This is a genomic window from Pseudomonas sp. Ga0074129 (genome assembly GCA_001465025.1).
GTDB lineage: Bacteria > Pseudomonadota > Gammaproteobacteria > Pseudomonadales > Pseudomonadaceae > Aquipseudomonas.
The window spans coordinates 1-9901 of the sequence record LNDO01000032.1 but is presented as its reverse complement, the minus strand read 5'-3'; the positions used below and the strand labels follow the sequence as shown (position 1 = coordinate 9901).

General features: G+C 58.8%; 6 protein-coding genes. 5 read left to right on the top strand and 1 reads right to left on the bottom strand.

Going from position 1 to position 9901, the window contains the following annotated elements:
• The first annotated feature begins 89 nt into the window (after window positions 1-89).
• The 5 genes from AUK77_RS01855 (at window position 90) to AUK77_RS01835 (ending at window position 9602) form a co-directional block, all read left to right on the top strand.
• The gene (locus AUK77_RS01855) at window positions 90-2474 is read left to right on the top strand and encodes a VPA1269 family protein (RefSeq protein WP_296125556.1); all 2385 of its coding nucleotides are present in this window, start codon (window positions 90-92) and stop codon (window positions 2472-2474) included.
• The gene (gene gmtX, locus AUK77_RS01850; protein WP_296125554.1) at window positions 2467-3045 is read left to right on the top strand and encodes a gamma-mobile-trio protein GmtX; all 579 of its coding nucleotides are present in this window, start codon (window positions 2467-2469) and stop codon (window positions 3043-3045) included. The genes AUK77_RS01855 and gmtX overlap by 8 nt, the downstream gene beginning before the upstream one ends.
• A gap of 72 nt (window positions 3046-3117) precedes the next feature.
• A complete protein-coding gene (locus AUK77_RS01845) occupies window positions 3118-5094 on the top strand; it encodes a class I SAM-dependent DNA methyltransferase (protein ID WP_296125552.1) in 1977 nt (658 codons plus the stop codon).
• On the top strand, window positions 5091-6413 hold the full coding sequence (locus AUK77_RS01840; protein ID WP_296125551.1) for a restriction endonuclease subunit S: 1323 nt from the start codon (window positions 5091-5093) through the stop codon (window positions 6411-6413). Before AUK77_RS01845 ends, AUK77_RS01840 begins: the two co-directional genes overlap by 4 nt.
• Window positions 6414-9602 carry a DEAD/DEAH box helicase family protein gene (locus AUK77_RS01835; RefSeq protein WP_296125550.1) on the top strand — a complete coding sequence of 1063 codons (3189 nt, stop codon included), beginning with the start codon at window positions 6414-6416 and terminating at the stop codon, window positions 9600-9602. It abuts the gene before it with no gap.
• 18 nt (window positions 9603-9620) lie between these two features.
• Here AUK77_RS01835 and AUK77_RS01830 read toward each other — a convergent pair whose 3' ends face one another.
• On the bottom strand, window positions 9621-9842 hold the full coding sequence (locus AUK77_RS01830) for a helix-turn-helix transcriptional regulator (RefSeq protein WP_296125548.1): 222 nt from the start codon (window positions 9840-9842) through the stop codon (window positions 9621-9623).
• Window positions 9843-9901: the final 59 nt, after the last annotated feature.

Genomic DNA, 9901 nt, shown 5'->3' with positions numbered 1-9901 from the left:
CGAAGATCAATTTACGCCCACGCAAACGCCTGGGCTGGAAGACACCGTACGAAGTGTATGCAGGGGTGAGCGTTGCACTTATGGGTTGAATTCAGGCCACAAAGAAGTCTGCGATCAGGGCTTTTGTGGGCAGTTTCTATCAGGTTCAGAGGTTGCCCGATGAACCCAGGCACCTGCTGCTGCGAGTCAATACATTCCCCATAGAGGCCTATCAGCAGTTCATCGAGGCCCAAGCCGAATCCCTAAAAAGGCCTTATCACGGTGCTATCACAGCCTTTTTTGGCTGGCTTTTGGATGAACACTGCACCGATGCCGACGCGGATGATCGCATTGTGCTTGCTGAGTACCGGAACCCCTTTCAAACGGTGCTGGCCGGCTTTGCCGATAGCTTGCAGGCCTACCGGCCCAGCGAGTCCACCAAGCCGCCGCTCGGTTATGAATTTATCCTCCGGGCGCGCAATTTCCTCGTGCCGAACGGCGAACAGGTATTGCAAACACGGCCCAGCCTGACGGATTTGCCGCACCTACAAGACTTCTTTGCGACCCGCGCCGACTGGATTTATGTGGACGAGTCGTTGATCGACCGCGACGATCCGAACTGCATCTGGCGCGAGGTCATGGCTGACCGCAAGATGAAAGACAAGCGCGAAGTGGTAAAGAGCTATCAGATTTGGTCGCCTGTTCGCTTCGTGGCGCTCTACACACTGCTGCGTTTTCCGCTGCGCGGCCAACAGATTCTCTGGCTCGACAGCGGCGAGGCGGATGACGAGATTGCCGTTCTTGATGCTGAGCATGGCGGTGTCCGTTGGGAGAAGAACACCAGCCCCCTGGCTGGGAAAGGGAGTAAGAAACGCCGCCTGCAAGCTGCTGTGCAGCGTGGTGAGAATGACGCCCCGAAGCTCTATGTGACTACCAACAAGACCGGACGCAAGGAAGGCGGCTACGAAGTTCCGTGGATTCCTGATGATCTGCTCTATTGGTTCCTCTTGCTGCGCGACTGGCAAGCCAAGTACAACCCGCTGAAAGAGCCGACGCGCTGGTCTGACATCAAACTTCGCGCCGAAACCAATGAGAAGATTTTGCAGGCGCGTGGCACACAGTGCTTTCTATTCCGTACGGATGCCTCCGGTCAGCCGGCGTTCACCACAACGGCTTTCACCCACACCTTGCCAGCATTGCTCTACGCGATTCAGCGCTCCGGCGAAAACCTTGCCAGCGAAAGCCCAAACTTCAAAGCCAACAATCAGCGCTATCTCAGTCCCTACACACCGCACAGCCTGCGCGTCAGCCTGATTACGGCGTTCATCGCAGACGGCGATGCGCCCATTCACCTGATCTCTAAGCTGGTCGGCCATGCCTCGCTGGTGATGACGATCTACTACACCAAGCTGAACAACGATCAGATGCGCCGCGCCATGGGCGAGACTGAAAAGCGCGCCGCTCAGATTGCCACTCAGCGCCATGCCGAAACGGTAAGGACGCAGGGATTAAAGCCGCTTCTCAATCAATTGATTGCAACGGACGGTAATCGCTCGCTGCTCGAGTCTGACGTGCCGAACTCAGCCTGCATGGTGTTCGATTGCGGCATCTGTCCTATGTCAGGCGCCGCATGCAATATCGGCGGCGAGGCTATCGCTGAGAGAAAGGTTGAAAGTCTCTATGCACCTGTCGAGGCAGGTTATCTCGGTAAGAGGAACTGCCCGCGCTGCCGCTTCTTCGTTACCGGAGTTCCGTTCCTCGGCGGGCTGGTGGCGCTGGCCAACGAAATCGCATTGGAGATTCACGCGGAAAGCGCACGTTTTCAAAAGTACACGGAAAAGGTAGAACTTTTGGAGCAAGCATTTTATGACCTGTGCCAAACGAGTCAGCTAGACACCCGGCAGGAGCAGGCAGAGCTTAAGCAGTCGAGAGCAATCCAGGAGCAGAGCGCCGGGAAGCTCGATGGCCTTCTGGCTGACTATGTTGCCGTCAATCACTACGTTCAGGGCTGTCTGAAACTTATCAATGAAGGAGAGCGAGAGCAAAGCGGCGACGGCGAGAATGGGGTCAGACTGATCGCCGGTGGTGATCTTGCCGAGGTCGGTGTCGTTTTTGAAGATTCCGAGACGAACTACCATTTGCTGGCCGAAATCTGCCAGAACGCGACCATCTATCGTTCGGCCAACCCCACGCGTGCCGTGCCTCTGATCGCCCAGGCTATCGACCGTATGGCCGAGAATAACGGCTTGGCACCGGCCATGTTCAGGCTCGACGACGAACAGAAGCTGGTCGTTGCCAACGAGATGAACCGGATTCTCCTTCAGCGTTTGGGTTCCTGGGAAAAGATCAACGGCCTGTTGTCGGGCGACCTGATGCTGCTCGATATAGACACTCACGAGCCCGAGCTGACAAGCATTTCGACCGAGATCAGACAGCTTCTCTCCAATCCCATTCGCGTGTGCCAGTTAACCCAGGAGGCTTCTATCAGTGAGTGACCAACTTGTTTCGCCGCAGGACACCTACGGTCGGCTGATGTGCGAGGCCAGCGATAGCCGCCGTAAGCGCAGCCTGGAAGCAATCAACGAAGCGTGCCGGCTGCTGCATGAGCGGCATTCTTCGGACTTCTCCTACAAGACCATCATCACGCTTGGTAAAGACCGAGGGCTGCCGGTTCCCGGCGAAAAGTCCATCGTCAATCCGACCGGCGAGCATTACCGGGAACTGATCCAGGCTTGGAAGCTCGCGTCGCTAAGGGCCAGGGGCGGTCAAACAAAAGCTGATCCCAATAATTGGATCGAGTACATCGAAGACCCAGTGCTGCGCATGAACTTTAGCCTGCTCGCCAAGGAGTTGCGGGCGCTAAAGGCTAAGGAGGCCATTAAGGCCAAGCACAGTGGTGCACCGATCATCCTGGGAAGCGCGACGGGGCAAGCCGTTTCAATACAGCCGCGCTTCAACGATGCCGAGTTGTCTGCGCTAAAAGCGGCCATCGATCCGACAACGCTTAGCCTTGTGGGGCTGTCGATTGGGAGCAGGGGCGAAGTGGCGGATGCTAGAAAATTCTAGCGGTGCAGGTGAAGTGATCACGGACGACTAGGTTAGACTCGCGCCTTTGCATGCCTTTCTAGGAGCAGTTGCGTGAACACGGAAAACCATTCCCAGACAGCCGCCTTTCTCTGGTCCATTGCCGATCTGTTGCGCGGTGACTTCAAGCAGTCGCAGTACGGCCGCATCATCCTGCCGTTCACCCTGCTGCGGCGGATGGAATGTGTGCTGGAGCCAACCAAGGAAGCGGTGATCCGTGAGTCCTATACGCAGGAAGGCCGGCCTGATCTAGTGCGTGAGCGTCTGCTGCTGCGCGCGGCCGGGCAGCAGTTCTTCAATGCCTCGAAGCTGACCCTCGGCACGCTGTCCGACACCCAGACCGCCGCCGACCTGATGAGCTACGTGCAGTCCTTCAGCAAGGACGCCCGCGAGATCTTCGAGCACTTCCACTTTGAAGACTTCGTGCAGCAACTCTCCGCCGCCAACCTGCTGTATCAGGTGGTGCAGCGCTTCGCCGCCACCGACCTAAGCCCCGAGCGCATCAGCAACTTCGGCATGGGCATCATCTTCGAAGAGCTGATCCGCAAGTTCGCGGAAAGCTCCAACGAAACCGCCGGTGAGCACTTCACGCCGCGCGATATCGTGCACCTGACCACCTCGCTGGTGATCACCGGGCAGGACGACAAGCTCAAGCCCAACAGCATCGTCACCATCTACGACCCGACTGCCGGCACCGGCGGCTTCCTCTCTGAAGGCGACGAGTACATCCAGTCCATCAGCCAGCAGGTCACCGTGTCTTTGCACGGTCAGGAGCTGAACCCCGAGTCCTATGCCATCTGCAAGGCGGACATGCTGATCAAGGGTCAGGACGTCACCAGCATCAAGCTGGGCAACACCCTGTCCGACGACCAACTGGCCGACAGCCGCTTCGACTTCATGCTCAGCAACCCGCCGTTTGGCGTGGAATGGAAGAAGGTCCAGAAGCAGATCACCGACGAGCACACCGACAAGGGCTTTAACGGCCGCTTCGGCCCTGGTTTACCGCGCGTGTCCGATGGCTCGCTGCTGTTCCTGCTGCACCTGGTCAGCAAAATGCGTGACCCGCGTGAAGGTGGTTCGCGCATCGGCATCATCCTCAACGGCTCGCCGCTGTTCACCGGCGGCGCCGGTTCGGGTGAGTCGGAGATCCGCCGCTACCTGCTGCAGAACGATCTGGTCGAAGCCATCATCGCCCTGCCCACCGACATGTTCTACAACACCGGCATCGCCACCTATGTGTGGGTGCTGAGCAACCACAAGGCCGCCGTGCGCCAGGGCAAGGTGCAGTTGATCGACGGCAGCCAGCACTTCGCCAAGATGCGCAAGTCGCTGGGCAGCAAGCGCCAGTACCTCACCGAGGAGCAGATCGACGAGCTGGTGCGGCTGTATGGCCGCTTTGAGGAAACCCCACAGAGCAAAATCTTCCCCGTCGAGGCCTTCGGCTACCGGCGCATCAGCGTCGAGCGTCCGCTGCGGCTGAACTTCCAGGCTAGCGCCGAGCGCATCGAAAAGGTGCTGGAAGAAAAAGCCATCGAGAAGCTGGATGCCCCGGCCCGCCAGCGCCTGCTCGAAGCTCTGCAGGCCATGGACGCCAGCGTGCTGCATCGCAACCGCGAGCAGTTCAGCAAGCTACTGAAAAAGACGCTCAATGCTCATGATGTATCGCCCAGCACGCCTGAACTAAAGGCCATCCTCAACGCCCTGAGCGAGCGCGACCCGGAAGCAGATATCTGCCTGGCCAAAGGCCAGCCGGAAGCCGATGCCGGCCTGCGCGACAACGAGAACGTGCCGCTGGGCGAGTCGGTGTATGACTACTTTGAGCGCGAAGTAAAACCTCATGTGCCGGATGCCTGGATCGACGAAAGCAAGAGGGATGCGCAGGACGGCGAAGTCGGCATCGTCGGTTTCGAGATCCCCTTCAATCGCCACTTCTACGTATTCCAGCCACCACGTCCGCTGGCAGAGATCGACCGCGACCTAAAAGCCTGCACCGACCGCATCAAGCAGATGATCGAGGGGCTGTCGGCATGAGCTTTCCGACGCATCCGACGTACAAGGATTCCGGGGTTGAATGGCTGGGGGAAGTCCCCGAGCATTGGGTCATGGGCTCCCTGAAAAATATGGCGCAGATACGCAATGGGAGAGACTACAAGGAGGTTGAAAGCTCAGATGGAGAGTACCCAGTAATTGGTTCTGGAGGGCAGTTCTCGAATGCCACTCAGTACCTTTATGAGGGTGAGTCGGTTTTGCTTGGTCGCAAGGGGACCATTGACAAACCGCTCTATATCAATGGCAGGTTCTGGACGGTGGACACCATGTTTTACACCGAGATTTCCAAAGGAGCCTGCGCGAAGTTTTTTTATTACAACTCGCTCACTATCCCATTTGATTATTACTCGACCAGCACAGCCCTACCGAGCATGACCCAGGCCGATTTGCTGAACCATCCAGCAGCAATCCCGACCAAGCTCGAACAAACCCAAATCGCCCGCTTCCTCGACCACGAAACCGCCCGAATCGACGCGCTGATCGAAGAGCAGCAGCGCCTGATCGAACTGCTCAAGGAAAAGCGCCAGGCCGTGATCTCCCACGCCGTCACCAAAGGCCTCGACTCGACGGTGCCGATGAAAGACTCCGGCGTAGAGTGGCTGGGCGAGGTGCCGGCGCATTGGCAAGTAGGCGCATTAAAACACTTCATTTCCCCTGTGCCAGGCGCTATCAAAACAGGGCCATTTGGGAGTCATTTGAAATCGGAAGACATGAAGGAAGGGCCTTATAAGGTTTTTAACCAGCGCAGTGTGATAGATGCCGACTTCAGTGCTGGTGATAATTTTATTTCGGAGGAAAAGTTCGCGGAGCTAAGAGGGTTTACTGCATTTCCTGGCGATGTATTAGTGACAACCAGAGGGACGATTGGGCGAGCCGCCATTTTGCCAGATAACGCCGAGGTCGGAATTCTTCATCCTTGCTTACTCCGGGTTCAGGTGGATGAGTCGAAGATCACTTCGTCATACCTTTGTCGGCTAATTCAAGAAAGTCACCTGCTGAAAACGCAGCTGTCGTTGATGAGCAATTCAACAACGATTGAGGTTATCTACTCCGAGACGATGGCCAATCTATTGATTCCTGTTCCCCCGATTACAGAGCAAGCGCAGATTGCAGCCTTTCTCGACGATGTAATCTCTAAATTCGGTGCCTTAACCAGCGATGCAAATGAAAGCGTCAGGCTGCTCCAAGAACGCCGCTCCGCCCTAATTTCCGCCGCCGTCACCGGCAAAATCGACGTACGCGGCTGGCAGCCACCGGCCAGCACCCAAGCTCCCGAATTAGCCGTAGCAGAGGCCGTATAAATGGCGGATAGCAAGGAAGCGCAATTCCAGCAGGACATCATCACCGCCATGGTCGCCCAGGGTTGGCTGACTGGCCCGGCCAGCGGTTACGACCGGCGCACGGCGCTGTATGCCGAGGACTTTCTCGGCTACTTCAAGGACGCCTGGCCGGAGCGCTGGGACAAGTTCGCCAAGGCCAATCCGAACAACCCGGAAAGCGTGCTGGTGCAGAAGCTGGTGCGCGAGCTGGAGCAGGACGGCACCCTGGATGTGCTGCGCCATGGCTTCAAGCTGCCGGGGGTGAAGATCGAGGCCTGCAGCTTCAAGCCCGACCACGGCATGAACCCGGACACCCTCAAGCGCTACCAGCGCAACCGCCTGCGTGTGGTGCCGGAGGTGTCTTACTCGCCCCACTACCGCGAAGGGGAGTACAACCCGCGTCTGGACTTGGTGCTGTTCGTCAACGGCATTCCCGTCGCCACGCTGGAGCTGAAAAGCGAGTTCAAGCAAAGCGTGGAAAACGCCAAGCGCCAGTACCGTTACGACCGCCCGGTCAAAGACCCGCTGACGCGCAAACCCGAGCCGCTCTTGAGCTTCAAACGCGGCGCGCTGGTGCACTTTGCCGTGAGCCAGGATGAGGTGGCGATGACTACCAAGCTGGCCGGCAAGGAAACCTTCTTCCTGCCGTTCAACCTCGGCAGCCTCGATGGCGGTGCTGGCAACCCGCCGGCGCCGGACGACAGCCATTACGCCACCGGCTACCTGTGGCAGCGCCTGTTCCAGCCGGATGCCTGGCTCAAGGTGCTGGGTCGCTTCCTGCATCTGCAGAAGAGCGTGAAGGAAGATGCTGACGGCAACCGCGTCACCAAAGAAACCCTGATCTTCCCGCGCTACCACCAGTGGGAAGTGGTGAACAAGCTGATCGACACCACCCGCGCCGAAGGCCCGGGTAGGCGTTACCTGATCCAGCACAGTGCCGGCTCGGGCAAGTCCAACTCGATTGCCTGGACGGCGCATCAGCTCGCCTCGCTCTACGATGCCGAGGGCCAGCGCCTGTTTAACTCGGTGATCGTGATTACCGACCGCACCGTGCTGGATAAACAGCTGCAGGACACCATCTACCAGTTCGAGCACGCCCAGGGCGTGGTCAAGTGCATCACCCGCGATATCGGCAGCCAGAGCAAATCCGAGCAACTGGCCGAGGCGCTGGCCGAGCAGACGCGCATCATCATTGTCACTATCCAGACCTTCCCGGCGCTGTTCGATGCCCTGGACAAGTACCCCAAGCTGGCCAGCGGCCGCTATGCGGTGATCGCCGACGAGGCGCACTCCTCGCAGACCGGTTCATCGGCCAGCAAGCTGAAGCAGATTCTCGGCAGCGATGCCCCGGAGGCTGAAGAGATCAGCGCCGAAGAGCTGCTGGACGCCGCCGTGGCCGCCCGCGCGCCCAACGAGCGCATCAGCTACTACGCCTTTACCGCCACGCCCAAGGCCAAGACGCTGGAGCTGTTCGGTCGTGAGCCTGATCCAACGCAGCCACGCGGCCCCGACAACAAGCCCGAGGCGTTCCACCTGTATTCCATGCGCCAGGCCATCGAGGAAGGTTTTATCCTCGATGTGCTGCAGAACTACACCACCTACAGCACCGCCTGGAAGATCGCCCATCCGGACGGCGAAGACGAGGAAGTGGAGTCGAAAAAGGCGCGCATGAAGCTGGCGCGCTGGGTGCGCCTGCATCCGTACAACATCAGCCAGAAGGTTGAGGTGATCGTCGAGCACTTCCGCGCCAATATCCGCCACTTGCTGGGCGGTCAGGCCAAGGCCATGGTGGTCACCAGCAGCCGGCAGGAGGCGGTGCGCTACCAGTTGGCGGTGCAGGCCTATGTGAAGCAGATGGGCTACGGCGACGTGCATCCGCTGGTGGCCTTCTCCGGCAGCGTGCTGCCGGACGGGGTGATCCCCGAAGAGGTGACGGAAAGCAGCAGCCTGCTCAACCCCGGCCTGAACGGGCGTGACCTGGCGGAAGCCTTCGACACCCAGGACTTCAACGTGATGATCGCCGCCAACAAGTACCAGACCGGCTTCGATCAGCCCAAGCTGTGTGCCATGTACGTGGACAAGAAGCTGCAGGGCGTGGACTGCGTGCAAACCCTGTCGCGCCTCAACCGCACTTTTGGCGACAGCAAGCCGACCTTCATCCTCGACTTTTTCAACGACGCCCAGGACATTCTCGACGCCTTCCTGCCTTACTACACCAAGGCCGAGCTGACCGACGTGACCGACCCGCAGCTGATCTATGACCTGCAGAAGAAGCTGGATGCCGAGGGCATTTACCACTGGGAAGAAGTGGCGGCGTTTGCTATCGCCTTCTTCGACCCCAAGGCCGCCGCCAGCAAACTCAGTTACTACTGCGCGCCGGCCAAGGAGCGCTTTGCCAAGCGCTACAAGCTGGCCCAGGAATCACGCCAGCATGCGCTGGACTTCAAGCGTACCGCCGAGAAGAACGGCGACAGCGCCGGCCTGAAAAAGGCCGAGGCAGCAGTGAAGGAAGCTGGCGAGCAGGTGGATCAGCTCGACCTGTTCAAGAAGAACCTGCAGAGCTTTGTGCGCCTGTACGAGTTCCTTTCGCAGATCATCCCCTACGAAGATCGCGAGCTGGAGCAGCTGTGCGTGTACGCCAAGCACCTGCACCCGCTGCTGCGCGTGGATCGCCTCGATCAGGAAGACGTGGATGTGGGCGAGCTGCAACTGACCCACTACCGCCTGACCAAGCGCGCCGAACACCAACTGCGCCTGAGCGAGGAGCAAGGCGACTACGGTCTAGAACCTGCCACAGGACTGGGCAGCGGCAAACCCCACGACCCGGAGAAGAAGCGGCTATCGGAAATCATTGAGGCGCTGAACGATATCTTCGGTGCCGAGGTGAGCGATGAGGACCAACTGCAATTTCTCACCGGCATCGCCAACCGCATCAGTCGCCAGGAGGATGTGATGGCCCAGGTGAACAACCACTCGGTGGAGCAAGTGATGCACGGCCTGTTCCCCAAGCGCGTGCTGGACACCGTGCTAGATGCCATGACCGACCACGAGAAGCTATCGCTGGAAGTGCTGGATAACGAGACCAAGAGCCGTGCGTTTGCGTTGGTGATTTTGAAGATGCTGACGGCTGCTGGCGGTTTGGGGCAAGGTAATAGCGGTGCTGCTGTCTGACTGTATTACTTGCTTGGGTTAGATTTCAGAGAGCTGTGGCAGAAGGCTTGAAGGTTCGCAGGCGAGTTCGCCTGCGATGCGGTATAGCTTCTCGACGGTGATGTTGACCTCGCCACGCTCGATCCGTCCTACATAGCTGCGGTCGATGCTGCACGCCAGCGCCAATGCATCCTGGGATATCCGGCAGGCCTTCCTCTGCATTCGGATGCGTTCCCCTAACGCTTTCGCCAACTTATCCATGACCGTCTCAATTCAACTTGAGGCGGCACTATCGTGCGTTTGCGGATGCACAGGCCACG